The organism is Enterococcus dispar ATCC 51266, assembly GCF_000406945.1.
GTDB classification, from domain to species: domain Bacteria; phylum Bacillota; class Bacilli; order Lactobacillales; family Enterococcaceae; genus Enterococcus_C; species Enterococcus_C dispar.
This window is the reverse complement of record NZ_KE136354.1, coordinates 1-26,714: the sequence shown is the minus strand read 5'-3', so window position 1 is coordinate 26,714 and position 26,714 is coordinate 1. Positions and strand designations below refer to the sequence as shown.

The following is a 26,714-nucleotide window of genomic DNA, read 5'->3' as shown; positions in this document are numbered from 1 at the left end:
GAGAAAATTTCAGCTTATTGCCGTAGAGAGTTCGTTCATGTAGCTAGACACCTACTTGGCATATCAACCCTATTCTTTATGAAGATCATACAATTCCTTTACTTGTTAAGAAAACAGAGCACTATTTTTTGCCACATGCAAAAATAATGCTCTGTTTTTTATTTCTGCCACACAAGAATACTCGCATCGTCACTTTGTTTAAAACGAGGATACGTTAGTAATTTGTTATCCTCATTCTCTAGCTGGCGGAGATGATCACAAGCCGATACAAGCATGCCATAATCTTTAAATTGTCCCAATTGATGAGGTGTATACTCATTAAAAGTATCCACTAAACGATAAAAACCATCACTGGTCACAACAATTTTTTCTACTTGCATAATAGCAACCCTTTTTTGTGACAACCGCGCAATTCCGATTGGGGATGGATCTAAAATAGCGTAACCATTGGGTGTATTTTTCATCTGACGATTTTTAATCAAATCATCTTTGATTTCCTCTTTTGCCACTTCGATTGCTTCACCTTTTTTTAATAGCTGATGAAAAGCTGTAACAATTCGTTGATCATTTTGGGGCACTGTCCGATCATAAAACGTCCGCATTTGTTGCGTTAAAAAAGTGGTAATGGGCGAATCCCCTAACCAACTAAACTCCATCTCATCACCGATTTTACGATAACAACTAAAGGTAGCACTCGGCCATAAGTCCGGGGACAACTTGCCTAACTCTTTACGGTATTTTTGAGCAAAATTAGTAACTGCTTGCATTAAAGCTCGATTAGTCGCTATTTTTTCATTTGCTAATAGTGTGATCAGTTGATTGCCAATAAAATGACTAAAAATCTGTGCATCGCTGTTACCTGCTAAGTAATTAGTACCTAGACCACTGGCACCATCCAAAATAAAGCCAAAATCATCATTACCATAGACAAAGTCTTCATTTTGACTGTTACCGCGATCAGTATAAAAGAAAACAGACATCTTATTCTTCCCTTCAAAAATCAGTATAAAATCTTCTTCACATATTTTTTTATCGTATCACAAGAAAACTAAAATACCAATATAGCGTATTGAACTGGGGAAATTTTTTAAAAGAAGCCGATTCTGCTGTTACAAACGTTTTACAAGCATTAAAAGAGTGGCTGGAGTAATCCAAATAGCTCTTAATTTAGTAATCTTATTATCTTTGGTATACTAAGACCAGCACTTATTGCAACAGTTACTGTTGACACTTTTGTTGGAGGGTTTGCTTATGAATATTAAAAAAATCCAACTGGGACTTTTAACCTTTGGACTTTTTGTATTAGCGTTTAACTTTTTTGAATTGATAACAAAGGCCCGAACAGATTCCCCAGTGGTTTTTGTTGAATGTATCGCGGGTATCATTTTGATTTACTTGCCGCAATTATGCCGCAGGTTCCTACGTATTGAGATCCCTGATATGATTGTTATTTTTTATTGGTTCTTTTTATTAATTTCGGTATTTTTAGGAACGTGTCTGCATTTGATTGCTTACATCAGTTGGTGGGATAAATTACTTCATAGTATTAGTCCCATGGTTTTGACGGCTTTAGGGTATGGGATTGCAGCAATTGCTTTAAAAAAAGCACAAAGTAAAGATGTATCTCCTTGGCTATTCTTACTTTTTGGCTTTGCATTTGCCGGGGTTTGCGGCGTTTTTTGGGAATTTTGGGAGTTTTTGTGCGACACTATCGGAGATATGAACTTACAACGTTATCGTGCTGGGGGCGTCGATTTAATTGGACGCGCTGCCTTGATGGATACTATGGGCGATTTATTAACCAATACCATCGGTGCTGTTCTTATGGGTATTTTTGCTTTTACACAAAGTAAAAGCGATGCAAGTTACTTTGAAAATTATCGCATCACGATTATTCCCAAAAAAAATAAGTGACTTTTGCTATAAGCTTAGGACGAGCATATTTCTTATCATTTTAAATAAAAAAACGCAAGCTTTGATCGGTCGTCTCCTAATTAAGGACCCGTTCAACGCTTGCATTTTTTTATACACTTTAAGATTCCTTCATTGTATCAATTTTAGCTAATGCTATCGTTCCACAAGCTAAAATTTCAACTGTTGCAGTACGTTCAAAAATACTGATAACTTTTACCGTTTTTCGCTCATCATAGCCAACAACATCTGCATCATACACTGCATTTATACACACTTCTTCTTTTTTCAAGGGCTCACCTCAAACTCTCTTTTGAAAGGTTATATCATGTAAAATAACAGTTGTAAACGAAATTCACTGATTATTCAAACAATATTTACATTCCGTTAACAATCGGCTTATAGAAAATGTTCTCCCTTTTTCTAGTGCAAAAAAATCTTGTGCCCTATTGTGCCGCACATTCTCGCATTAAAGTTCTTCTAAAACGAGGGCTACCCCATCGTCATCATTTGATTTGGTAATCCGATTAGCAGCTCTTTTTACTTCTAAGGGTGCATTTGCCATCGCTACACCAGTTCCAGCAGCTTGAAGCATAGGAAGATCATTGAAGTTATCCCCGAAAGCCATGACCTCGTTTGCAGTAACACGATAATATTGTGCAATTGCTCTTAGCGCTATTTCTTTTGAAACTTCTTGGTGTGTTATTTCCAAATAATTATCTTTGGACAAATAAAGGGCACTGGCGGCAACTTCCCGCTCTAAAGAATCTTTTACAGTCTGAATCTCAACTCCATTGCCAATTAATAATAGTTTATGCACGGGACGTGTCTCACTAAGTAGACTTAAATCCTTAATAACAGGTTTAATCTGCGTAATTTCACTTTCTAATTTCACATATTGATCCATACGATTGACGTACCACTCATTTTCACTATATAGATTCACCGCAATCTTTGGAAATTGTACTTTTAAAGTAGCTAATATTTGTTGCACATCTTCTTTTACTAGCGGTTGACTATAAATTATTTGGTCTTTTTTGATCACTAATGCACCATTAAAGGCCGCCAACGGGGAATTTACGACAGCTAGTTCTTGACTGATTTGTTTCATTCCTTCTGGTGAACGCGCAGAGGCTAACACAAACGGAATGTTTTTTTCTTTCATTTGCATAATTGCCGATTTTAATCTTTGACTAACCTGATGTTGGGAATTCAAAATAGTACCATCGACATCACTCATTACAACTTTAATTGCTCTCATTTACTGGCCTCTTTTCTAAATAAATCACTTGTTCTTTCAGTATAACGTTAAAAATCAATTTTGGCTTTATCCCCCTTGAGTCATTGATAGTTCTTTTCATTTAAGTTCCATCATTAGAAATTCTTTTGGTTCTCCTTTACAATAAAAAATTGAATAATAAAAATATAAGGAGAGTCTTATGACACTATTACATCTAACGGATGTTGAATATGAAACTGCGGGACAAAAAATCATCCAAAATATTTCATTTACACTAACAAATGGTGAGTTTTTAACTTTAACCGGTCCTTCTGGTGGGGGTAAAAGTACATTACTCAAGTTAATTGCCACATTATTGACACCCACTGCAGGCACAATCTATTTTAAAGATAAGTCCCAATCTGATTACGAAATTACCAACTATCGCCAGCAAGTCTCTTATTGCTTTCAACAGCCCAGTCTTTTTGGTGAAACAGTTTATGACAACTTATGTTTTCCCTATACTGTACGCAATCAAAATTTTGACCATAAGCGAGCAGCAGAATTGTTAGAGTTGGTAGCTTTACCCAATGACTATCTCAATAAAAATATTACCGAACTTTCCGGTGGGGAAAAACAGCGCGTGGCACTAATTCGCAATTTAATGTTTTTGCCTGAAATTTTATTATTAGATGAAGTGACCACAGGCTTGGATGAAAAAAATAAGAATATTGTGCACGATTTGATTACAGCTGTTCAAAAAGAAAATGTCACAATAATTCAAGTTACCCACGACCCAGAGGAAATAAAAAATGCCAGCAAAATATTGTGGCTTGAAAAAGGGAGTATTAGCGATGAACCAATTAGCAGTTAATAATCAATCACTCATTTTAGCATTTATTCTCGTTTTAGTGGCAGTTGGAATTAGTTATAAGGAAAAATTGGGCTTAAATCGTGATATATTTTATAGTATCATTCGGGCAGTTATTCAGCTGTTCATTGTAGGCTATCTTTTAAAATATTTATTTCAAGTCAATAATTTTTGGCTAACTACTTGTATGAGCTTTTTCATTGTTTTAAACGCTGCGTGGAATGCACATAAACGCAACCCGAGCCCACATAAGCATTACTGGGATTCATTACTCGCAATTTTTATTAGCACTTACATTACAATGGGTGTTCTAATTGCTGCGGGCGCGATTAAATTCATTCCTTCGCAAATTATTCCAATTAGCGGTATGATTGCTAGTAACTCGATGGTAGCCATTGGATTATGTTACCGTAATTTATATACAAAATTTCGCGATCAAAGACAACAAGTGCTAGAAAAGCTAGCCTTAGGTGCCCCAGTCAAACTGGCCTCTTTACCTATTCTCCAAGAAAGCATTAAAACAGCTATGCAGCCAACCATTGATTCTGCCAAAACAGTTGGTTTAGTTAGCTTGCCGGGAATGATGTCTGGTTTAATTTTTGCGGGGGTAGATCCCGTTCATGCCATTAAATATCAGATTATGGTGACCTTTATGCTACTTTCAACCACCAGTTTAGGTGCCATTATTGCTGGCTACAAAGCTTATAAAAATTATTTCAACCATGATTTACAACTACGCTAAAATTTTTAAGTGGAGAAAGGAGAAAACAGATGAAAATTACTTTTTTTGGTGCCGGACAAATCGGCAGTGCTTTAATTAAAGGGATGCTCCATGACAAACAAATGCCGGCGCAAGATATTTATGTAAAAGGTGGTCGTAGTCAAACTGCTACTAATTTACAAAAAGAATTGGGTTTTCAACTTTTAACAGATTTAAATGATTTAACAGCAATGGATCTCATCATTATCGCTACAAATAATAGTAGTGTCTTACCAATTTTAAAATCATTGCCACAAGCCGTATTAGCTAAAAAAATCCCTATTGTTTCTGTCGCAGGTGGTATAAATCTAACAGCCATGACTGCAGTAGTAGGTAATGAGTATCCGATCGCCCATGCAATTCCAAATACACCTGTTCAAGTAGGAGCTGGAGTATTGGGAATTAGTTTTTCAGAAAATATTGATCAAAAAGCGAAAGCATTTATTTTGGAAAGTCTAAAGCCGCTTGGTGCAGTTTATGAAGTACCTGAAAACAATTTGGAAATTGTCGGCTCTATTGCAGGTTGTACGCCAGCTTTTATTGCGATGCTAATTGAAAGTCTCGGAGATGCTGGTGTTCTTCATGGCTTAAAGCGCGATTTAGCTTATGAATTAGTGGAACAAATGCTCCAAGGTACAGCAAAATTAGCATTAGAAAGCAAGGCGCACCCGGCTATCTTAAAAGATGGCGTTACTTCCCCTGGCGGTTCGACCATTCGTGGCGTGGCAGCATTGGAAGCTAATAATTTTCGCCATGCTTTAATTGCAGCAATTGATGCAACTATGTCAGAGTAGCTTCTTAAAGCAGTAAAAATTTACTCCTTTAAAACGGACATTACCTGTGAACTTTTAGCTTACTTATTTTCCCAAAAACAAATAAAATATTCGCTGTTACTAAGCAGCTTAAAAAGGCTATCATTTTGTAAAATTTAACAAAATGATAGCCTTTTTTTAAACTGCTAAAATGTTATTCTGTCCTCAAACAAAAGTGACACAACCGGGGGTAGCTCTTTAGCATTAAGGCGTAATTATAGAAAATTGCGCCTTATCCTTGTAAATATCGTATAACCCCTATACCTATAAAAAATCTTTTATCCTTGTGCCTTGACGATCAATTTTTCAGCGGCTTTTTTAGTTGGTTCTTCCTTACTTTGAGCGATAGTTTGCACATGGTAGCTAGTAGGATTTTGAACGATTTTTTGAAGAAAGAAGTTTTTATCGCTAACTTTTTTCACCTTAACTTTAAAAACGAGGGAACCAATTTTAATTTGATAGCGTCCCCCTTTCATATGCGGGATAAACAATTTACCCTCTCTTGTCGTATAAGACTTTAAAGCTGCGCCGTTGCGGGTAATCGGATATTTGCCATTGGAGCTAAAAACTGCCGCTTCTAATCCCACTTGAGGTATTCCGTATGGGTCATAAATAGCAAAAAGCAAATCATATTCTTTATTACAAATTTTCCAAGAACGGATACGTAGATAGAGAAAACTCAGCATTCCTGCCAATATAGTGATACAGCTTATAACTGTCAACCAGAACTTCAATTGGCGTTGGTGATCATTTTTTTGCAATGCTTTTCCCATTGCCTTTTTAAAAGGAATACGCTGTCCCCGCACTAAAAGACGATGACTATTAATCATATATGGCGTACAAGTGACTAAAGTTACATAGTCTTTCTCTAAAGCGATATCCAATACTTCAATATCGATTGGTTCCACTACTTGGATATGATCAATTTCATAGGCTAAAGTTTCACCCGCATTTTCAATAAAAAACTGATCAGATAACTTCAATTTGGGTAAGTCAGTAAATAACTTTGCCTCAGGCAAGCCACGATGCGCAGAAATAACTGCATGGGTGCTTTTTCCTCCGGTAGGATAAGACGTACCCTCTAACAGTGCCGCTCCCTTTTTTAAAAACAATTCGTTTGTATGATCAAAAATTGGTAACTTTACATTGATTTTAGGAATATTGACAACGGCAATTGTATGTTGTTGGTAATAATTTGGGGTAAGCTTTTGCGGGATGTCTTTTTGCGTAAAAGGATCTTGACCCGGATTTCCCTCTCCTTGTGCCAACTTTTTATTCTTTTCAAGCTGGGCTTTTCTTTTTGTGGTTGCAGCTTTCGTTTGTTGATTTATTTGTTGGGTATGGTAACGAACAATTTGTTCATCCAAAAAATCATTAATCGCATCACTAGCAAAAGGATAAATCAACGCAAAGAGTCCTACCGCTAATATTAAAATCATTATTATGTCTAGTATTAATCGACTAATTTTTTTCATTAGGATCCTCACTTCTTATGTATTGGAAAAGCCAACTGATAGGTTGGCTTTTCTTACGCTTATTAATTAAGCTTCAAATTTTTGACGTCCTTTTTTAAAGTAAACCCCTGCAGCTCCGACAGCTAATATACCTGCTGCCACCAAACCAACGATTCCCATGCCGCCAGTTGAAGGTAAAACGCCTTTTGGTTTATTATCAACCTGCATATCAGACAAATTTGTAAAGGCATTTGTCTCGTCAGTAACAATAAAATCGAGCGCATTTTTTAAGAGAACGTAACCAGCAGGTGCTTGGGTTTCTTGTAACTGATATTCCCCCGGTTTTAATCCATATACACCAAATGCCCCGTTAGCATCTGAAACAAGAGTGGTTGCATCATCTTTAACCGTCGTCCAAGAGACTTTTAAATCAGCCATTGTTTGGATACCTGAGACTGAACTCCCTTTTTTATTATCTAACACAAGATAATAAGTTGAACTATCCATTGTTTTTGTAATTACAAATTTGGCATTTGCCAACGCACTGTTGTCGACACTATCAATCTTTTTAAAGATATGACCCCCAGTTTTGACGGTTGCGGTATCTCTTTTGTCATTGAAATCATTCACAAAATCGACTTTATTGTTAATTGGCTTTAGATTTTCGCCGGGTTTTACTTTCATATCAATTTGCAGGGTGATTGTTGCCCCTTTATAAGCCTTTAATTGTGATGGCGTTAACGCAATAGTAACTTTATTGGCATTACTATCCACATCCACTGCAGGCACGACATCGTTCACTACATTGTCACCAATTTTTAGAGAAGCAACAATTTTTTCAGCAGTTGAAATTAAAGCTAAGCGAGAATCAAATGTATCCACTAATTTAAAAGTCGTGTAGTTTGAGATATCTTTTGGTACAGTGGTGGTAATGGTATAAGTAATTTCTTGTCCCGCTTCAACAGTCGTATCATTGCCAACTTTTGTTACAAGAGGAGTTTTATAGTTATAAGCTTCTGCCGTAGCCTTACCTTCTTCTTTCACTTGATTAGCATTAAAATAGTCATACGTAATTTTCATATTTTCATCAACCGTAGCTGTCACAACGTCTTTTTCTTTGTAATGATAAATTTCGTTATTTTCAGCTGTTTGTTTTCCTGAAGTCGAAACATCACTATCAATTTCTGAGAAAATATATGTCCCAGGTTTTAAAGTTAAATTCGGTACAGAAACTTTCCCTGCTGTTCCTGATTCCAAGACTTCTGCCTCTGTTTCACGTGCAGTAAAGGCACCATATTTGTAATAATTTCCAGAGTCATTTCTTAACTTAAATTTTGCTCCTGCTAAAGTTGTCGCTGCACCTTTTCCATCAACACCATATTTCGTGAATTCTAAGTTCAGCGCTTTCACTTCATTTTTAGGATAAACATGAACAGTAGCTAACTTTTCTTCTGTAACTTCATCATAAACTGGTAGTCCCAAAATGAAATCTTGACTCTTCTCACTTACAACTCCCGCCGGTTTTGTGGTTTCAACAAAACGATAGATAGCCTTTTTGCCATTTGAGACAACAGGTAAATCCTTCGTTGCGTCACCTGAGTCGTTAGTCAAAGCAAAAACGGTTGCTTTTGTAGATTCTGTTGGTAACCCTGCTTTAAGAGCTGCCGCAAGCGCTGCTTCTTCTTTAGCTTCATGCTTTCTCCATTAGCAGCTTCATAAGCTGCCCAATAGGTACTCGTCATATCATATGCTGTAAAGCCCACACCTTTTAAAGGATCTCCACCAAAATCTATCATTTCTTTACCGGTATTTTGTTTCAGATCTTTTGGATATTCACCATCACTAAACTGTCTTTTGTGAATAGTGACGTTTTGTGTTTCAGCTGGTGTTTCACCTTGTGTTTTTCCTTCTTTAGCAGCGACACTTTTACCACCAAACATCCAAAATAACGGCAACAATACGAATACTACCGTTAAAATACGTAACCACTTCGAACCTTTTTTCATTTTTCTTCCTCCTATTTTTTCATTTGCGCCAATAAGCCTTCTATTTATTATTTACTTTTTTAGAGTTGAGCTTTTTATTCTAGCTAAAAATTACTGCAACAATTATGCCAAGACCTAAAACAAACAAGATTGACTTTCCTTCATTTGTTTTCGGTAAATTTTGGCGCAATGTTTGAACTAAACCTGCCGACATCATCGTTCCTAACGTTTGCGGCAATTGGCCTCCTGTTTCTAAATTATTCGATAATGCAGAATGAACTTGATAGTTATACACACGCGGTTCTTTTTTATGATAAGCGGATGCTGGTACTTTTCCCGAAATAAGTTCATCCATTTCTTGCCCGTTAATCATAACCGGCTGAAAGACACCCTTTTCGTCGTACCACGCTTCCGGAATTTCAATTTTGATTTTTTGGGCAGCACTATCGATAACAAATCCTGGTGCTGCTTCCACTTCTTCAAAATAATATGTTCCACTTGGTAAGAAACGTTCGCCTGTATTTACTAATCCATCTTGATCAGACATAAATTTATTCACCCGGATATCATTTAATGGATCATTTGAAGCTACCCAAGTATTTTGCAAGTCATTAACAGGACTCATATCTAAATAGATTTTTTGATTATTTTTGTCATATTGAAAAATGACAAATTTTGCCCCTTGAATTGGTTTTCCCTCAGTCAGATCATTAGCAGAGGTTTTCCCGTACTTAAAAAAGTAAGGATCCCGGACATAGCCTACATTTTTGGGATATAAATGAATTTCTTTCAAAACCTCATGATTGATTGGATGATATTGAGGTAATACCACCATTAAAGGAGCTGCTTTCTTATCCAAATCTACATTTAATTGTTTATTTTCATTTAGTTTTGTTTCAATAAATAGATAGGCCTTGCCTTTTTGGTTGGGTAGTTGAATACGGGCGATTCCATTTTTTTGCAGCTTTTCATCCGTTTGGGTCGTAATCTTTCCTACCAGTAACAAATTTTCCTCTTTCGCGATTTTTTTAGCTTCTTTGCGGGACATTTTGGAATATGTTTCAACAAATTTTTCAGAAGCTAAATCTGTTTGGTTATAAAGGGTAGTCGCATCAAAAACTTCAAAATTTACACCATTTAAACCTACAGTCTTTTCAATCAACTCACGATCTTCTGCAGTGTTACTGTCTTCTTTAATTGTTAACCCATCATTTTTATAAAAATTTTCTTCAGGTGCGCGGACATCACGATAAATTCGTTTATGCAAGACAATCTCTACGTGTTCTTCTGTTTCAGCTTGTCCACTTTGGGGAAGCATACCACCAAAAAAAGAAAGAATAGAGATGGCTAGCAAAAAAATCACAGTTACTTTTTTCATTATGCGTCGCCTCCTTTCTTAGCTTTGGATTGGTAATAGGCAAAGAAAGTAAGCGTCGTACTAATTGCGATTATTGACAATAGGCTAAACTGGTAGCGTCCTGTTCCCCCTGTTTTAGGCAGTGGCGTACGAGGGTGATTGAAAACGGTAAAAGTAATGGCATTATTTACTTCCCCAACTACCTCTTTAATCGCTGTAAACTCATAGTCGTTATTGTTATACGTAACCTTGACAGTCCCATCAACTGCGACAGCAATAATAAAATCATGTTGCAATTTAAGATAGCTTGCCAATGCCGTTGTTTCTCGTAAGCGATATGTTTTTCCTGGTTCTAGTAATCCTTGAAAGTTCACTTCGCCCTTTGTTGTTTTTTGTGATTCCCCTATTTTTTGTTTTCCTGTACTATCAAATAGAGTAAATTCCACACCATCTAGTAATTCAGTTGTTACAGCATCTTTTTTGATAATATTTAAATCAAATTTTTTCATCTGGTTTACTATCTTAGGCAACGCAATTTTAATTGTATTTCCTTCTTTATTAACTACAGTATTTGCTAAGGAGTAAGTGATTTCCCCTGAAGAAGCTATTTTCAGCGTACCAATGGTGCCCTGAATTTTTTCAAAACCCGCGGGTGCTTGTGTCTCTATTAATTCGTAAGTCCCCGGCTGGCACTCTGCCAAAATATAGACTCCCAACTTGGCTGGATTTTCACTAAAGTTAAATACTTCTTGCGAATCTTTTTTCTTTAATTGAAATTTAGCTCCAGTCAAAAATTCTCCTTTTTGATTAACTTTTTCAACAGAAATTTCAATCGGTTTTAACTCGTTTTTGATTTGATTATTTGTAATATCTTTACCTCTAATTATTCCGTTAGCATTAATCGTCACTTTAATAGGTGTCATCGTTTTAAAACCAGCAGGTGTCTTGGTTTCTTTTAGCCAATAACTACCAGGTAATACATCTTTGAATTTCAATTTTCCATTTTGCGCTGTGGTACTTGTTGCATATTTTGCTTTTTCACTTTCTTCCGTTACAAAAAGTCCAAATTCTGCCCCAGCAAGTGCTGCACCACTGTTATCAGTTTTGTTTAATTCCACATCAATTGTGGGTTCTTTTAACCGTGTCTGCACGTGGTTAGTTTCCTTTTCCTCTAAGGTCGTTCCGTCTGCGTATACAAATGTTACTTTTGCACTATTAGTCATAGTTGACTTACTGTTCCCACTATCTTTTTGCACTACGTTTACTTTTAACCGTAAACTAAAGTCTTTGCCACCATATTCACTCAGAGCGCCTTTTTGATGAATCTGAGTAGCTACGTCTGAAGAAATCCTGACTACTAATTTTCTCTTTTGGGCATCATAAGAAATATTTGAGCTCTCCAGACTAAGTTTTGAACCATCTAGATTGTACAGGGTGAGTGCTTCTTGAACATCTCCTGCAATTGTCACGCCTTCAGGTAGTACATCAGAAATCACATAACTTTCCGGCATTAAAATCGATTCGGTATAGACATTAATCGTTTCTTGATTAATAAAGTAATAATGCTCTTTTCCCGGTTCGACAAAACGATTCTCTTTTTTTGGAACACCGACTGCAAGGTTTCCTTTTTCGACATTATGCCCTTCTTGTCGGTAAGCTTCAGGAAATTCCCACAGTAAATTTCCATCACGATCGTAACTATCTAAATCATTCCAATAACGTTGATTAAAACCAGACTCTTCTCCTGTGGGGTTACTCCAAAGATCACCGTCTTTGTATTGCTGCAATGGTTGGACCGTTTTTGTTGGGGATTTTTGCTGTACTTTTTTGACTTGACTACTGGCAAAAGTATTCCAAGCCCGCCCGTACGTTGTTCCCATTGTAAACTCATGCTTTGTACCTTTTAAAGGAAAAGAAACGGCCGCTAAATTAAAATTTTTAGATGCCAATTTGTCGGTAAAATGACCATCTGTTGAATTGTCAGCAAAATATTTTCCATCCGAATGTTTTTTAAGCAAAGAACCCTTGACTAATTGTCCATCACCATTATTTCTTAGACCAGCAAATTCATGGCGATTAATATTCTTAGTTGGCGTAGGATTAAGGCTTCCATTCCCATAACCATTTAAAGAAGCGAATGTAAATACCGAATTGTCTCCTTCATTACCAAAAGTAATTAATTTACTTTCATTTCCTTTTTCAAAAAATTCAACATCCATATCAAATCCTTGTACATAACAATAAACAACACCAGAGTATAAATTATTGGAAAACTCTACCCACAGATAAATATTGTTACCATTCAACCAAGTTGGCCCACCTCCAATTCGTAGGTTGGAAATGGTTAACTTAGCTCCAATTGGCCTAACATTATTATCTGCATCTAAATAGGCACCCACTTCTTTTACAAAAACAAGGCGCAATAAATCTGAATGATGCCATAAATCTTTTTTTTACAAAAAAAAGACATCCTTTTTGAAATGCCCCATAAAAGTTAGACTTTTTGAGGTACTACAATAGAGATGTCTTTTTTGGTATCACTTTTAAATTAAGTTAAGAAAGCATATATTTTCCATCGCTTTGTTCTAATTTTGTTAATATGGGAAAATTGGGGGCAGTAGATTTTAAATACTGAACAAATAGTCGATCATTATCAAAAGGAAATTGCTGTCGCTCTAATGAAAAATAATCTTGCCTATAATAACGCTGAATGTTGTTCAATGTTTCTTCAATCGAGTAATCCGCCAAATCCTCAAACACTACACCCAAATAGATAGCTTCTAACAACGCGTATAAAATAGCATCTGCATCAATTAATTTTCGCCACTTTTCAACAGTATTTTCTTGATTAATTGCCAAAAAGAATCGTGTTTGCTGGCGAACTTCTTTAAAATGTGCCACGAGAATTCGGGTACGTAATTGTTTCACTATTTTTGTTTCCCTATCCATTTTTGCTAAGTCTGTGTCAATATCATAATCCCATAGAAACATTGCAATCACTCCATTTATTTTTCCTTGTATACTAGTCAACTGCTATCCGTATTTGCATTTAATAAGCGTAATTTCAAATTGACTGAGAAAGGAAATATTTCATTTTGATTTTCTCATGACTATTTTTCCAAAAGCAATCTCTAGACGCTACCAAAAAACTAAAATTAATTTGTCATTTTTGATATATTTTATTTTAACTGACAAAACTCGCCATATCTCACGATAATCATTTTATAATTTTGTTATTTTTTTAATAAACCGTAAAAATACTTAGATAAATTCTCTTTCTAATTTTGTTAGACTAAAGAAAATTGAGATTTTACGCTAAAAAAGGAGAAAAAATATGGTTATTAATGAGTTATTTTCAGTCGTGCTTGATAAAATTAGTAATGAAAAAAAAAGACTTGTTACACCATATAAACAATCAACAAGGTCCCCATTTTTCTATTAATCAACTCAGTATCGAATTAAATATTAACTACAAAAAAGCTTATCAACTCGTTTTGGAGATTGAACAGGACTTCATAAAGATAGGCTGGGATGCTTTAATCCTCGAAAAAGGCATTATCATTTGGGAAAAGGATCATGGCAAAGAATTGGAATACCATCGCTTTTTAGTCCGTCAATCGATGGGCTATCAAATTTTGCTGTCAATTTTGCTCTTTCCAGATAAATCTCTCCTAGATTTTTGCCAAGAACAATTTATTAGCCGGTCTACATTACTGCGAAGACTTCGCGCCTTAATTCATTATTTAAAAGGATATAATATCACGTTAAATACTGCTCAAATGACTATTGCTGGCAAAGATGAAGAAGACGTTCAAGCTGTTTTTTTTAATTTATTAGGTTTAGGCACCTTTGGATCGGATCTAATTAATGGTACTGTCCCCATTAAAGAAGAAGAAGAGGTGTTAGAAAAATTAATGCATACGGGTGCAACGGCACTCAATAAATGGGTTGGGATATCTTGCTTATTAATTGCTCGCTTACGCCTTTCAAATAATTATTCCTTGCAAAAACCTAACTGTCCACCACCATTATTTGAAAATAAAGCAAAGATTTTACGTGCCTATTTTGCGAATTTTAGTAGCGATCCAGAAGAAATTGAAAATACAGTTCACTCTTTATATTTCAGATTGTTTACCAACCATTATCTTTCTAAAGATGATTGGCGCATAAAAAAAGTTACTCATTTATACACAGATTTTTTAGAAAAACAAGTTCCTACTGCCAGTATGTGCAAAGATTTCATAGCTAAATTACAAAGTGACTATTTTCATTATTCTCTCACGCCTAGTGAAACCGCGGTGTTGCAATGCAATATTTTTATGATTTTTTATCTACTAGAGTCCCCTTCTTTATTAACAGCAACTCGCTTGCAAACATTACTCCCTGTGTCCATTCAACATAAAAAAAATTATAGTACTTTAATTAATTTTTGCCAGCACTTTATGTCCGACTATGAGGGCTATTTAAAAGAAACGAATCTTTCTTACGAACAAATTGCTGATTTACCTTATTTTTTAGCTGAATCAGTTTATCCCTATTTAGAAAAGAAAAGCTACGAAACCATATTGAGTGTTGGAATTCAGCCACTGCCTAATCACTATATGATGACCAGCTTATGTAATTTTCTCGATCAAATTCAATTTGTTTCCTATGAAATTTATGAAGAAAATAAATTTTATGATTTTTATATTGGGGTAACAAAAGATCACTTTGACATAAAAGAGACTCTCTATTTATTATCATTTGAGCATCCTGATTATCAAGGTGATTTATTTCAACAATTATTGATAGCATTACAAAATAAAGCAGATAAAACCTTTTCTTTTTCTCCTTCTCAAAAGAAAAATTTACATGAATTACCCTTGCTGCAGCAAATTTAATCGAATAGATTTTTTCACCAAAAAAAGTCACCTCCATAAATTGGAAGTGACTTTTTATTGGGATAGCAGGGTTCGAACCTGCAATTGCTTGATTCAGAGTCAAGTGCCTTACCAGTTTGGCTATATCCCATTTATGCAACATAAAAAGGATAACGCCAAACTTTTTTCTTTTCAATTATTTTGTCTTAAAATTATTATCTTTCTTTTTACTCCCAAAAGCTTTATGATTTGAATGAAATTTAAAATCATTTCTGTCAAAAGGCTGCTTTTCCAAACGATTTTCACGTTCGTGTAAACGTGATTTTTGTAATTGCAGCCGATTAATCTCTTGTTGTAATTGCTCTTTTTCACGAGCAGAAGCTGTTGTCATCGCTTTTTGACGCATCGCAATTTCTTGATCAACTTTTCCCAACCATTCTTTCATAATCCCTTGCCACGACGGGCTATCCTTTTCATTGGGATCTTTCAAAGAATCTCGTAATAAATGAGAATACCGTTTCATAGAATTTCCCCAAATTTGATTGCGATCAGCAAAATAATCTGCTTGTTCTGTTTGGTCTAATGTATCTACAAAAAGATCTTCTTCACGATCAATCATATTTTGTAAAAACGCTAAAATGGGCAACGCTAAATAGATAATAAGAGCGATATGAACTTGAAATAACCCGATTATTAAAATAATCACGCGGGCAATAAAACTGATCATATCTTGACGGTTTAATTCATCGACACGACGCTTTTGCAAAGCTTTATCAGAAATTGACTGCTTAGTCAAAGCTGTAATTAAACGACGCATCAGTATTGTCACAATCAGTGTTAGTACACCATAAATTAGAACCGTCTGCTTGGTAGTATCTTCAATTAAAATTCTGGTTGCCGCAGGTACTAAAGATAGGAAAAATAATAGTAACAAATAAACCACTAAACTTTTATTTTTTACTTGTTCAATACGATTAAAGGCGTACGCCGTCTGAAACCATAGGTTGGCGACAAAGCAAAAACTAATAAAATAAATTCCGACAGCACTAAATAATGTCTGCCAAACAATATCACCATTCGTAGCATATTTGATTGGAATTTCTAAGACCATAATTGTTAAAATAATCGCAATAATGGCATCTCCAAAAACAACCACACGTTCTTTGATATTACTCATCACTGTTTCCCTCCAACTGGGTCATAAGTTTATTTAAAATCTGGTGTAACTGTTGTTTTTCATCTAACGTTAAAGTCGCAAATAAATCTTCCCCTAAATGTTTTCGCTCATCTTGTAACGATGAAATATACTTTTTCCCAGCCTCAGTCAGAAAATAATTCGTTACGCGCCGATCAACTGTATTTTGCTTTTTAGTCAAATAATCTTTTTGGCTTAATTTTTTTAATAATTCACTTAAAGAAGCTGGCCTGATATGCATCATCTCAGCTAATTCTTTTTGAGAATACCCCTCTTGTCGCGCTAAAATTCGTAATAACCGATTTTGCCCAAAAGAAAATTCTTCCTCCGTTGTTTTTCGTTTTGTATGACGGCACAATAAGTGATTTAAACGTTGAAATTCTTCAAATAGTACTTCTTCTTTCATCAAAACACATCCTTTATTTTCTTAAGTTTACGCAAAGATTTTTCTTTCGTCAAATAGTTAGGTGCCTATCTATTTACAAATTCAAAAAACGAGAGTATAATTATTAGGTACCTAACTAATAAACGGAGGGGATTTAATGGCGCGAATGCGTTTTGACTTTGACCAAACTAAAAAACCTGAATTGACACTTACTTTTATCCGACGAATCCTCAATTATTTTAAACCACATACACTAAAATTGGTTTTTGTAATTCTTTTAATACTCGCTACTTCTGCTTTGGGACTTGTACCTTCACTTTTATTACAAAAAATTGTTGATAAAGCATTGCCCCAACATGATTTGACGCAATTAAGTATCTTAATCGGACTTTCTATTTCTGCCACAATTTTATTAAATTTACTGCAAGTTGCTCAAGGCTACCTGAGTACTTGGATTGCCAAAAATATTACGTTAGAAATGAAGAACAATTTGTATCGTCATTTAACTTTTTTACCACAAAGTTTCTTTACTACTGTCAAAGAAGGGGAAATTTTAACTCGCTTAACTAGTGATGTTGATGGCATTCAACAAGTTTTCCAAACCACTTTCATCAATGCATTAAGTAGTATCTTTATTTTAGCCACCACTCTTTTTGCTTTGTTTTCCATTAGTCCAATTCTAGCAGCAGTTGCTTTAGTGACGGTACCACTATTTATTTTACCTACCCGTAAAGTTGGTAAAAAAAGGTGGCAAATCGCATCAGCAAGTCAGACTGCGCTAAGTCGACTTAACCAACACACCCAAGAGACGCTAAACACAAGTGGTAGTACACTGATGAAACTTTTTACCAAAGAAGATGAATCTTTCCAAACTTTTGATCAAATTAATCAAGAAGTAACTGCCCTACAGATCAAAGAATCTTTAGCAGGTCGTTGGTTTCGCATGGCTATGTCTGTCTTAATGGCAATTGGACCTATGTTAATTTATTTAGTAGGTGGATTTTTACTTGCAAAAGGCCAGTTGACTATTGGGGGTATTATCACCTTTGCTTCCCTTTTAGGTAGACTCTACAATCCCGTTACCCAATTATCTAATATTCAAGTGGATTTAATGCGCTCCTTTGCCTTATTTGAACGTATTTTTGAATATTTAGACATTACACCTGAGATTAAAAATAGCCCTACTGCTAAAGAACTTGTCATCCAGGAGGGTGAAATAACTTTTGAAAATGTTGATTTTCGTTATGAAGAAAATGAAGTCTTAAAAAATATCAATTTACACATTTCGTCAGGTGAAACGTTGGCTCTCGTTGGACTATCTGGAGCAGGCAAGTCCACTTTAACACACCTTTTAACCCGTCTTTATGATCCAACACACGGCGTTGCTCTAATTGATGGTCAAGATATCAAAGATGTCACATTTACAAGCTTACGACAAAATATTGGAGTGGTCAGTCAAGAAACATTCCTTTTTAATGGAACTATCCGCGACAATCTGATGTACGCTAATGAGCAAGCCACAAATGAAGATCTAATTGCTGCTACTAAGGCTGCCTACATTCATGACTTCATCATGACACTACCAAAAGGCTATGATACTGTGGTGGGCAACCGTGGTATTAAACTTTCCGGCGGTGAAAAACAACGCATTGCCATTGCGCGAATCATTTTGAAAAATCCGCAAATTTTAATTTTAGATGAAGCCACTTCAGCACTAGATGCCATTTCGGAATATTACGTTCAAAAAGCGATGGATAATCTCATGCAAAACCGGACAAGCATCGTCATCGCCCACCGCCTTTCTACCATTGCAAATGCTGATCAAATTGCTGTGATGGAACAAGGTAGAATAGTAGAGCAAGGAAATCACCACCAACTTGTTTCACAAGCTGGCCTATATGCAAAACTTTATCAAACCCAATTTAAAGACAAGGAAGTTGCTGCGTAAAAGTGGCTTTTCACAAGCTAGCTTATCAGATGGTCTGATCTAACAACAATTAAAATAATACAATTTGATTGTTTAAGCAAAACACCTGTATTTCTCTTATATACGAGAAATACAGGTGTTTATTTATCGATTTTAGTGTCACAAAATTACATTCACTTTCTTATTTAAATGTCGTAAGTTTATCTGCAGAAAGTCTTACGGATTGATAGCCTTCTTCTGCAGCTTTTCCGATAGATAAAATTAAGACTGGTAAGTAGCGATCTTCAGATAAATCAAAAGTTTGGGCTAAATTAGTGGTTTCAAAACCACCTATTGCATTCGTATCATAGCCATGCGCTCGCGCTACTAACATCAGCTGCATTGCCGAAAGACTGGCATCTCGCAAAATAATAGCATCCATTTCTGCTTGCGACAAATTTTGATAAAGAGGAATAATAGTAGCTAATTGGCGATCATGAACTTCTTGGGGCATCAAACCAGCTTTTAAGGCTTTGCCGTAAATCTCTTCACCATATTCATGCGGCTTACGGTCACCAAAAATTAGAATCATAGCCGACGACGTATCGTTTTGTAATTGGTTAAAATGTATAAAAGGACGCAATTTTTCTTTTCCATCTTTCGTATCAATTACAACATAACGCCAAGGTTGTAAGTTAACAGATGAAGGAGCCCGATTAGCCTCGTCTAACATTGTCAGCATTTCTTCATGGCTGATTTTTACATTTTCATCGTAACGTCGAATTGATTTACGGTTTAATGCGATATCACTAAAATTATTATTCACTAATTTTGTCATTTCATAACTTCTTTCTCGAAAATTTAATTTTTTATTTAAGCGAACTGATAAAATATACTTTATTCTTTTTATTTTCGCAAGATTAAAGCTTATTGATATCCTAATTCATAATATATATCGAAACTATTTTAAATTTTCATCCTATCCTGTATTTCAATGAAGAAAAACTGAACGGATTCTTTTAGCTCTTCAACACTAAAACGAAATCTTGATAAATTACTCTTACATTATTTAAAATTTTGTCTTATTATCGTGGAGAGCCCGTGCGTGAAACTAAACATCAACAGGCGAGGTATATCGGACTTATTCCCAGTGACAATCCTATAATCCCTTTGCTTAAAAAGACAACATGATTGCCAACTTAATTGACATATCATGTTGTCTTTATATTTAAATTATTAATCTTCCTGGCAAAAATTACTACTAAAAATATTTTATTCACAGTTAAAAAGATTAAAACTGAGGCTATTTAACCAGCTTTTCCACTTTAACGTTTTTATTCATAAAAAACTTGATCTAAAAATAATCCAGATGCCGGAACAGTTTCACCAGCATCTTGTCGAACTTTCTTTACTAAAACTTCCTCAATCACTTGCATATCTAATTTTCCCATACCGATTTCTAGTAAAGTCCCTGTCAAAATTCGAATCATCTTATGCAAAAAACCATCTCCAATAAAAGTGAAGTGCAGCATACTTCCTTCTTTTTCCAGACGAATTTCTTTAATAGTTCGAACAGTCGATTTCTTCGTCTTTTTCAAAGCAGAAAAACCAATAAAATCGTGAGTTCCTAATAGCTTTTCAGCAGCTTTTTCCATTTCTAATAAGTCTAATTTTTGAGGCACATAGAAACTATGGTGACGATAAAAAGCTGTTGGAATCGTATCATTCCAGACATAATAACTGTATTGTTTGCCTATTGCATTATAGCGCGCATGGAATCTTTCTCCCACTTCTTCCACTGCTTTAATGACAATATCGTTTGGCAAATAACGATTTAAAAAGGAGAGCATCTCGACTTCAGATAAATCGGATTCGGTTTTAAAATTGGCAACTTGGCCTCTTGCATGTGTTCCCGCATCTGTTCGCCCAGAACCAATAATTTCAATTTTTTCTCCAGTCATTTGAGACAAGATACTTTCAATTTTACCTTGAATGGTTTTATCTGAGTTCCCTAATCTCTGCCAACCTAGATACCGTCTACCGTCATATTCTATCGTTAATTTAATATTTTTCATTTTAGCAACCTCTATTCATCTGTTCATCTATTCAACTGTTCGTTTTTCAAAAAAGTACTGATTAACTTTACACAAGAAAAGCAGGGGTAAAAGTATCTCCCTGCATGACTAACTTTCTATTTTCCAATCACTAACCGCCGTGTATAAACTGCTTGGCCTGAGTGCATTACAGCGTCATCGATAGCCGATACAATACGCGCTTGGCGCGATACTGGCGGGTTCCAATTCGTATCAATGATATCTTTTAAACTTTCTTCTTTTAAATTCTGCAAGTAATTACTGGTAAAATCTATGCTGGCATTTAAATAATCTATTAATAGTTTTTTATCATTCACGACTACTTTTGCAGCTTCTTGTGGGGTATGATGCCAATCCTCAGTCTTATCCGCAAGAGGAAGGGCGAACTTGTCACGCCATCCTTCTTTAATCCATAAAGGTTGTGATTTATTTAAGTCAGACATCTGAAAGTCCAACTCACGTGCCGTATGCCACATCAACCATGTTACAGATTTAATTAATGATGCTGGCATAGTATTTGCCTCAGTTACACTCATTTGTTCCAAAGAGTCTTCAAATCGTTCCTTTGCTCTTAATAATGTCTCAATAGATAACTGTGTAATTTTCACTGTTCATACCTCCTCAATAGGACTATATATTGTATTTTACCATGTTTTCCATAAATCATGGAGGTATGAAAATTATAACAAAAAAAGACAGCTATTAAGCTGTCTTAAGAACTCCGGCAGTAGGACTCGAACCTACGACATCATGATTAACAGTCATGCGCTACTACCAACTGAGCTATGCCGGAATAACCGCGTGGCGACGTCCTACTCTCACAAAGGGAAACCCTTCACTACAATCGGCGCTAAGAAGCTTAACTTCTGTGTTCGGCATGGTTACAGGTGTATCCTTCTCGCTATCGCCACCACACTATTTAATTAAAGTGAATGTTATTCACTCAAAACTGGATCTTGAAGGGGATCAAAACTCTTCCGAGTTTTCTTTTAACTTTGGTTAAGTCCTCGATCGATTAGTATCAGTCCGCTCCATACATCGCTGTACTTCCACTCCTGACCTATCTACCTGATCATCTCTCAGGGATCTTACTTTCTTTAAGAAATGGGAAATCTCATCTTGAGGTGGGCTTCACACTTAGATGCTTTCAGCGTTTATCCCTTCCCTACATAGCTACCCAGCGATGCCTCTGGCGAGACAACTGGTACACCAGCGGTAAGTCCATCCCGGTCCTCTCGTACTAAGGACAGCTCCTCTCAAATTTCCAACGCCCGCGACGGATAGGGACCGAACTGTCTCACGACGTTCTGAACCCAGCTCGCGTGCCGCTTTAATGGGCGAACAGCCCAACCCTTGGGACCGACTACAGCCCCAGGATGCGACGAGCCGACATCGAGGTGCCAAACCTCCCCGTCGATGTGGACTCTTGGGGGAGATAAGCCTGTTATCCCCAGGGTAGCTTTTATCCGTTGAGCGATGGCCCTTCCATGCGGAACCACCGGATCACTAAGCCCGACTTTCGTCCCTGCTCGACTTGTAAGTCTCGCAGTCAAGCTCCCTTCTGCCTTTACACTCTGCGAATGATTTCCAACCATTCTGAGGGAACCTTTGGGCGCCTCCGTTACCTTTTAGGAGGCGACCGCCCCAGTCAAACTGCCCATCTGACACTGTCTCCCACCACGATTAGTGGTGCGGGTTAGAGTGGCCATAACACAAGGGTAGTATCCCACCATTGCCTCAATCGAAACTAGCGTCCCGATTTCTACGGCTCCTACCTATCCTGTACATGTGGTACAGACACTCAATATCAAACTACAGTAAAGCTCCATGGGGTCTTTCCGTCCTGTCGCGGGTAACCTGCATCTTCACAGGTACTAAAATTTCACCGAGTCTCTCGTTGAGACAGTGCCCAAATCGTTACGCCTTTCGTGCGGGTCGGAACTTACCCGACAAGGAATTTCGCTACCTTAGGACCGTTATAGTTACGGCCGCCGTTTACTGGGGCTTCAATTCGTACCTTCGCTTACGCTAAGCACTCCTCTTAACCTTCCAGCACCGGGCAGGCGTCAGCCCCTATACTTCATCTTTCGATTTTGCAGAGACCTGTGTTTTTGATAAACAGTCGCTTGGGCCTATTCACTGCGGCTGACCTTGCGGTCAGCACCCCTTCTCCCGAAGTTACGGGGTCATTTTGCCGAGTTCCTTAACGAGAGTTCTCTCGCTCACCTTAGGATTCTCTCCTCGACTACCTGTGTCGGTTTGCGGTACGGGCCGTTGTCTTCTCACTAGAAGCTTTTCTCGGCAGTGTGACATCAGAAGCTTCGGTACTATTATTTCCCTCCTCATTACAGCTTGTCCTTATAGAAATAAGCATTTGACTCATCTCAAGACTTACTGCTTGAACAGACATATCCATCAGTCTGCACTTCTTAGCCTCCTGCGTCCCTCCATTGCTCAAACAAATACAACGGGTACAGGAATATCAACCTGTTGTCCATCGCCTACGCCTGTCGGCCTCGGCTTAGGTCCCGACTAACCCTGGGCGGACGAGCCTTCCCCAGGAAACCTTAGTCATTCGGTGGACAGGATTCTCACCTGTCTTTCGCTACTCATACCGGCATTCTCACTTCTAAGCGCTCCAGCAGTCCTCACGATCTACCTTCAACGCCCTTAGAACACTCTCCTACCAATACACCTTACGGTGTACTCCACAGCTTCGGTAGTATGTTTAGCCCCGGTACATTTTCGGCGCAGGGTCACTCGACTAGTGAGCTATTACGCACTCTTTAAATGGTGGCTGCTTCTGAGCCAACATCCTAGTTGTCTGTGCAACCCCACATCCTTTTCCACTTAACATACATTTTGGGACCTTAGCTGGTGGTCTGGGCTGTTTCCCTTTCGACTATGGATCTTATCACTCACAGTCTGACTGCCGAATATAAATGAATGGCATTCGGAGTTTATCTGAATTCGGTAACCCGAGATGGGCCCCTAGTCCAAACAGTGCTCTACCTCCATCATTCTTCACTTCGACGCTAGCCCTAAAGCTATTTCGGAGAGAACCAGCTATCTCCAAGTTCGTTTGGAATTTCTCCGCTACCCACACCTCATCCCCGCACTTTTCAACGTACGTGGGTTCGGTCCTCCAGTGCGTTTTACCGCACCTTCAACCTGGACATGGGTAGATCACATGGTTTCGGGTCTACGACTACATACTCATTCGCCCTATTCAGACTCGCTTTCGCTGCGGCTCCGTCTCTTCAACTTAACCTCGCATGCAATCGTAACTCGCCGGTTCATTCTACAAAAGGCACGCTATCACCCATTAACGGGCTCTAACTTGTTGTAGGCACACGGTTTCAGGATCTATTTCACTCCCCTTCCGGGGTGCTTTTCACCTTTCCCTCACGGTACTGGTTCACTATCGGTCACTAGGGAGTATTTAGCCTTGGGAGATGGTCCTCCCGGATTCCGACGGAATTCCTCGTGTTCCGCCGTACTCAGGATCCTCCTAGGTGCCTTCCAAATTTCGTCTACGGGGTTTTTACCCTCTTTGACTGACTTTTCCAAGTCATTCGACTATCTGAAAGAACTACCATATCGGAGTCCTACAACCCCAAGATGCAAGCATCTTGGTTTGGGCTGGTCCCTTTTCGCTCGCCGCTACTTGGGGAATCGATTTTTCTTTCTCTTCCTGCAGGTACTTAGATGTTTCAGTTCTCTGCGTCTACCTCGTATACGCTATGTATTCACGTATACGTAACATCCTATAAAAGATGTTGGGTTCCCCCATTCGGAAATCTCTGGATCATAGCTTACTTACAGCTCCCCAAAGCATATCGGTGTTAGTCCCGTCCTTCATCGGCTCCTAGTGCCAAGGCATCCACCGTGCGCCCTTATTCACTTAACCTTATAAGACCTTTCGGTCTGGTTTTGAGCAGTTCTTCTAGCGATAGAAGCTTACTCAAGAAAATAAGCAATTGAACTTATTAAAAAACTCATTCAACGCGGTGTTCTCGGTTTGTTTTGATTCTTTTCTTCAAGTATCCAGTTTTCAATGAACAAAATTGTTTGAGAGTAGACCTCTCAAAACTGAACAAAGACAAGTTACAAACTGTGTAGTCTCCGTAATATTCCTTAGAAAGGAGGTGATCCAGCCGCACCTTCCGATACGGCTACCTTGTTACGACTTCACCCCAATCATCTATCCCACCTTAGGCGGCTGGCTCCAAAAGGTTACCTCACCGACTTCGGGTGTTACAAACTCTCGTGGTGTGACGGGCGGTGTGTACAAGGCCCGGGAACGTATTCACCGCGGCGTGCTGATCCGCGATTACTAGCGATTCCGGCTTCATGTAGGCGAGTTGCAGCCTACAATCCGAACTGAGAGAAGCTTTAAGAGATTAGCTTAGCCTCGCGACTTCGCAACTCGTTGTACTTCCCATTGTAGCACGTGTGTAGCCCAGGTCATAAGGGGCATGATGATTTGACGTCATCCCCACCTTCCTCCGGTTTGTCACCGGCAGTCTCGCTAGAGTGCCCAACTAAATGATGGCAACTAACAATAAGGGTTGCGCTCGTTGCGGGACTTAACCCAACATCTCACGACACGAGCTGACGACAACCATGCACCACCTGTCACTTTGCCCCCGAAGGGGAAGCTCTATCTCTAGAGTGGTCAAAGGATGTCAAGACCTGGTAAGGTTCTTCGCGTTGCTTCGAATTAAACCACATGCTCCACCGCTTGTGCGGGCCCCCGTCAATTCCTTTGAGTTTCAACCTTGCGGTCGTACTCCCCAGGCGGAGTGCTTAATGCGTTTGCTGCAGCACTGAAGGGCGGAAACCCTCCAACACTTAGCACTCATCGTTTACGGCGTGGACTACCAGGGTATCTAATCCTGTTTGCTCCCCACGCTTTCGAGCCTCAGCGTCAGTTACAGACCAGAGAGCCGCCTTCGCCACTGGTGTTCCTCCATATATCTACGCATTTCACCGCTACACATGGAATTCCACTCTCCTCTTCTGCACTCAAGTCTCCCAGTTTCCAATGCCCCTCCCCGGTTGAGCCGGGGGCTTTCACATCAGACTTAAGAAACCGCCTGCGCTCGCTTTACGCCCAATAAATCCGGACAACGCTTGCCACCTACGTATTACCGCGGCTGCTGGCACGTAGTTAGCCGTGGCTTTCTGGTTAGATACCGTCAAGGGATGAACATTTTACTCTCATCCTTGTTCTTCTCTAACAACAGAGTTTTACGATCCGAAAACCTTCTTCACTCACGCGGCGTTGCTCGGTCAGACTTTCGTCCATTGCCGAAGATTCCCTACTGCTGCCTCCCGTAGGAGTCTGGGCCGTGTCTCAGTCCCAGTGTGGCCGATCACCCTCTCAGGTCGGCTATGCATCGTGGCCTTGGTGAGCCGTTACCTCACCAACTAGCTAATGCACCGCGGGTCCATCCTCAAGTGACGCAAAAGCGCCTTTCAATTAATAAACATGAGTTCATTAATATTATGCGGTATTAGCACCTGTTTCCAAATGTTATCCCCCGCTTGAGGGTAGGTTACCCACGTGTTACTCACCCGTTCGCCACTCTTCTTTTTCCGGTGGAGCAAGCTCCGGTGGAAAAAGAAGCGTTCGACTTGCATGTATTAGGCACGCCGCCAGCGTTCGTCCTGAGCCAGGATCAAACTCTCATAAAAAGTGTTTGAACAGTCAAAAGACTGTTAAGCTCAATAAAATTGATTCTTTGCTAGCTATTGCTTGCATGTTGTTTGCTTCTATAAAAGAAGCATCCTACACATTGGTTCGTTTGCTTGCTTTGTTCAGTTTTCAAAGGTCTACATAAGCGGTTAAAAGAATGTGTTTAGAAATTGTCGCGATAAGGAGAAATCATTTGAAGTTGTTTT

At 38.1% G+C, this 26,714-nt stretch carries 20 protein-coding genes, 2 tRNA genes and 3 rRNA genes; 6 read left to right on the top strand and 19 right to left on the bottom strand.

The genetic code is table 11. The features are described from left to right. Positions 1–158: 158 nt before the first annotated feature. A complete protein-coding gene (locus RK01_RS00120) occupies positions 159–980 on the bottom strand; it encodes a hypothetical protein (protein WP_016171256.1) in 822 nt (273 codons plus the stop codon). A gap of 271 nt (positions 981–1,251) precedes the next feature. Between RK01_RS00120 and RK01_RS00115 the strand changes: the two genes are divergently transcribed. Further along, a complete protein-coding gene (locus tag RK01_RS00115; RefSeq protein WP_016171255.1) occupies positions 1,252–1,914 on the top strand; it encodes a DUF2238 domain-containing protein in 663 nt (220 codons plus the stop codon). A 118-nt stretch (positions 1,915–2,032) separates the two neighbouring features. On the opposite strand, the gene RK01_RS13650 is transcribed toward RK01_RS00115, so the two are convergent. Continuing rightward, positions 2,033–2,203 carry a hypothetical protein gene (locus RK01_RS13650; protein ID WP_016171254.1) on the bottom strand — a complete coding sequence of 57 codons (171 nt, stop codon included), beginning with the start codon at positions 2,201–2,203 and terminating at the stop codon, positions 2,033–2,035. 177 nt (positions 2,204–2,380) lie between these two features. Continuing rightward, on the bottom strand, positions 2,381–3,172 hold the full coding sequence (locus RK01_RS00110; protein ID WP_016171253.1) for a Cof-type HAD-IIB family hydrolase: 792 nt from the start codon (positions 3,170–3,172) through the stop codon (positions 2,381–2,383). Positions 3,173–3,350: 178 nt separating this feature from the next. On the opposite strand from RK01_RS00110, the gene RK01_RS00105 reads away from it, so the two are divergent. Genes RK01_RS00105 through proC form a run of 3 tightly spaced genes read left to right on the top strand, consistent with a single transcriptional unit; the run spans position 3,351 to position 5,555 of the window. Then, on the top strand, positions 3,351–4,004 hold the full coding sequence (locus RK01_RS00105; protein WP_016171252.1) for an ABC transporter ATP-binding protein: 654 nt from the start codon (positions 3,351–3,353) through the stop codon (positions 4,002–4,004). Next, on the top strand, positions 3,985–4,743 hold the full coding sequence (locus RK01_RS00100) for an ABC transporter permease (protein ID WP_034864651.1): 759 nt from the start codon (positions 3,985–3,987) through the stop codon (positions 4,741–4,743). The genes RK01_RS00105 and RK01_RS00100 overlap by 20 nt, the downstream gene beginning before the upstream one ends. Positions 4,744–4,772: 29 nt before the next feature. Beyond that, a complete protein-coding gene (proC, locus tag RK01_RS00095) occupies positions 4,773–5,555 on the top strand; it encodes a pyrroline-5-carboxylate reductase (protein WP_016171250.1) in 783 nt (260 codons plus the stop codon). Positions 5,556–5,851: 296 nt separating this feature from the next. Here proC and RK01_RS00090 read toward each other — a convergent pair whose 3' ends face one another. The 6 genes from RK01_RS00090 to RK01_RS00065 all read right to left on the bottom strand — a co-directional run bounded on the left by RK01_RS00090 (position 5,852) and on the right by RK01_RS00065 (position 13,360). Beyond that, positions 5,852–7,048, bottom strand: a complete 1,197-nt coding sequence (locus tag RK01_RS00090) for a class C sortase (protein ID WP_016171249.1) — start codon at positions 7,046–7,048, stop codon at positions 5,852–5,854. 66 nt (positions 7,049–7,114) lie between these two features. Continuing rightward, complete coding sequence (locus RK01_RS13970) at positions 7,115–8,638, bottom strand: SpaH/EbpB family LPXTG-anchored major pilin (RefSeq protein WP_016171248.1); 1,524 nt, start codon at positions 8,636–8,638, stop codon at positions 7,115–7,117. Further along, complete coding sequence (locus RK01_RS13960; RefSeq protein ID WP_016171247.1) at positions 8,635–9,033, bottom strand: pilin N-terminal domain-containing protein; 399 nt, start codon at positions 9,031–9,033, stop codon at positions 8,635–8,637. Before RK01_RS13960 ends, RK01_RS13970 begins: the two co-directional genes overlap by 4 nt. Before the next feature lie 79 nt (positions 9,034–9,112). Further along, a complete protein-coding gene (locus RK01_RS00075; RefSeq protein ID WP_016171246.1) occupies positions 9,113–10,390 on the bottom strand; it encodes a pilin N-terminal domain-containing protein in 1,278 nt (425 codons plus the stop codon). Next, positions 10,390–12,675: an MSCRAMM family protein gene (locus tag RK01_RS00070; protein WP_244874941.1), complete on the bottom strand. Its 2,286-nt coding sequence runs from the start codon at positions 12,673–12,675 to the stop codon at positions 10,390–10,392. The genes RK01_RS00075 and RK01_RS00070 overlap by 1 nt, the downstream gene beginning before the upstream one ends. 247 nt (positions 12,676–12,922) lie before the next feature. Beyond that, on the bottom strand, positions 12,923–13,360 hold the full coding sequence (locus RK01_RS00065) for a hypothetical protein (RefSeq protein WP_016171244.1): 438 nt from the start codon (positions 13,358–13,360) through the stop codon (positions 12,923–12,925). A gap of 353 nt (positions 13,361–13,713) precedes the next feature. Here RK01_RS00065 and RK01_RS00060 point away from each other — a divergent pair, with 353 nt between their 5' ends. After that, a complete protein-coding gene (locus RK01_RS00060; protein ID WP_016171243.1) occupies positions 13,714–15,249 on the top strand; it encodes a helix-turn-helix domain-containing protein in 1,536 nt (511 codons plus the stop codon). 57 nt (positions 15,250–15,306) lie between these two features. On the opposite strand, the gene RK01_RS00055 is transcribed toward RK01_RS00060, so the two are convergent. From RK01_RS00055 to RK01_RS00045, 3 genes are all read right to left on the bottom strand, one after another. Next, positions 15,307–15,379, bottom strand: a tRNA-Gln gene (locus RK01_RS00055). Positions 15,380–15,424: 45 nt separating this feature from the next. Beyond that, on the bottom strand, positions 15,425–16,405 hold the full coding sequence (locus RK01_RS00050; RefSeq protein ID WP_016171242.1) for a TMEM175 family protein: 981 nt from the start codon (positions 16,403–16,405) through the stop codon (positions 15,425–15,427). Continuing rightward, a complete protein-coding gene (locus RK01_RS00045; protein WP_016171241.1) occupies positions 16,398–16,829 on the bottom strand; it encodes a MarR family winged helix-turn-helix transcriptional regulator in 432 nt (143 codons plus the stop codon). Before RK01_RS00045 ends, RK01_RS00050 begins: the two co-directional genes overlap by 8 nt. A 136-nt stretch (positions 16,830–16,965) precedes the next feature. On the opposite strand from RK01_RS00045, the gene RK01_RS00040 reads away from it, so the two are divergent. After that, positions 16,966–18,756: an ABC transporter ATP-binding protein gene (locus RK01_RS00040; protein ID WP_016171240.1), complete on the top strand. Its 1,791-nt coding sequence runs from the start codon at positions 16,966–16,968 to the stop codon at positions 18,754–18,756. Positions 18,757–18,916: 160 nt separating this feature from the next. Here RK01_RS00040 and RK01_RS00035 read toward each other — a convergent pair whose 3' ends face one another. From RK01_RS00035 to RK01_RS00005, 7 genes are all read right to left on the bottom strand, one after another. Beyond that, entirely contained in the window at positions 18,917–19,552 is a 636-nt protein-coding gene (locus tag RK01_RS00035) for a nitroreductase family protein (RefSeq protein WP_016171239.1), read from the bottom strand. 496 nt (positions 19,553–20,048) lie between these two features. After that, positions 20,049–20,789, bottom strand: a complete 741-nt coding sequence (gene truA, locus RK01_RS00030; protein WP_016171238.1) for a tRNA pseudouridine(38-40) synthase TruA — start codon at positions 20,787–20,789, stop codon at positions 20,049–20,051. A gap of 116 nt (positions 20,790–20,905) precedes the next feature. Beyond that, positions 20,906–21,415, bottom strand: coding sequence for a DinB family protein (locus tag RK01_RS00025; protein ID WP_016171237.1), 510 nt, complete (start codon positions 21,413–21,415; stop codon positions 20,906–20,908). A gap of 111 nt (positions 21,416–21,526) precedes the next feature. Further along, positions 21,527–21,600: transfer RNA gene (locus RK01_RS00020), tRNA-Asn, on the bottom strand. Positions 21,601–21,606: 6 nt separating this feature from the next. Then, positions 21,607–21,722 (bottom strand): 5S ribosomal RNA (gene rrf / locus RK01_RS00015). An 80-nt stretch (positions 21,723–21,802) separates the two neighbouring features. Beyond that, positions 21,803–24,717: ribosomal RNA gene (locus RK01_RS00010) — 23S ribosomal RNA — on the bottom strand. A 231-nt stretch (positions 24,718–24,948) separates the two neighbouring features. Continuing rightward, a 16S ribosomal RNA gene (locus tag RK01_RS00005) occupies positions 24,949–26,507 on the bottom strand. Together the 16S, 23S and 5S rRNA genes with 1 tRNA gene alongside form the textbook arrangement of a ribosomal RNA operon. Positions 26,508–26,714: the final 207 nt, after the last annotated feature.